The sequence below is a fragment of the Mycobacterium interjectum genome, assembly GCF_900078675.2.
GTDB classification, from domain to species: domain Bacteria; phylum Actinomycetota; class Actinomycetes; order Mycobacteriales; family Mycobacteriaceae; genus Mycobacterium; species Mycobacterium interjectum.
The window spans coordinates 1-1,017 of record NZ_LT546245.1 but is presented as its reverse complement, the minus strand read 5'-3'; the positions used below and the strand labels follow the sequence as shown (position 1 = coordinate 1,017).

The following is a 1,017-nucleotide window of genomic DNA, read 5'->3' as shown; positions in this document are numbered from 1 at the left end:
CCGCAGAACCATCGGGCATCTGTACCACCCGGCTCGGGTCACCGCCCGCGCTGGCCGGCGCAGCAGCCGGCGGGGCCGGCGGTGTGCTCGGCTGCGGTTGAGTCGTACCCGCAGGCTGCGTCGGCGCGTTCTTATCGCCGGTGCCGTCCTTGCCGGCTGACGCGGCGCCGTTCTTGCCGCCATCGCCGTCACCCTTGCCGTGCGACCCGTCTTCGAAATCGTCGGACTTGCCGTGGTCGTGACCGTCGCTGTCTTTAAATCCGTCCCCCCCGCCCTGGCCGGCAAAACCACTCGCCAGCGGGCCCATCGCGCCCAGCGCGTCCATCGGCAAGGATCCTGCAGCGCCGCCCAGCGCGCCAGGAATCGACCCCAGCCCCGCCATCGCCGGGCCCAACATCGACAGCGGATCGCCCAGGCCCGCCCCGCCAAGCCCGCTCAGCCCAGCCAGCGGATCAGTCAGCCCGCCCGGACCGGCACCTGTAGCGGTTCCGCCCGCCCCGCCGTCACCACCGCCACTGCCGCCGCCATCACCGCTGGTGTCAGCACCGCCCCCATCACCACCCCCGGCGATGCCTGCGTTGCCCTGGTCCTTCGAATGGCCTCCGCCGGCGCTGTCGCGGTACTCATCACCGAGCGCGGAAAGCAGCTCAGCCTGCTTCTTACTGTCCACTTTGGAGCTGTCGAGCAGTTGTTGAATTTGGGCGAGCTGACCGTCCAAGAACTCATTAAACAGCGCCATCGCATGCGGGTCATTGGCCATTTGCGGGTGAGACGTCAGCGCGCGCCGCGCCGTCTCGATGCTGCTGATGATGGCGCCGATTTTGGAGCGAGTGTCGTCGTTGGTGGCGAAAATTTGTTTGAGCAAGCCGGCCAGCTTGTCATCGGTCTGGGTGAGCGCGCCGCTGGCCTGCTGATAGGTAGTTCCGGCGTGATCGACGCCCTGCTGTAACCCGCTGGGGCCGTTCGGCACTGGCAGAGCGGGCCCCCACGGCGGCGCCCCGGCCGGCGGCGCTGGCA

Annotated in this window: 1 protein-coding gene; it reads right to left on the bottom strand. The window is 69.0% G+C overall.

Going from position 1 to position 1,017, the window contains the following annotated elements; all coding sequences use genetic code 11:
- The coding region (locus BN4348_RS59005; RefSeq protein ID WP_160040678.1) for a DUF4226 domain-containing protein at positions 1–970 on the bottom strand (970 nt) is incomplete at its 3' end.
- Between the last annotated feature and the right edge of the window lie 47 nt (positions 971–1,017).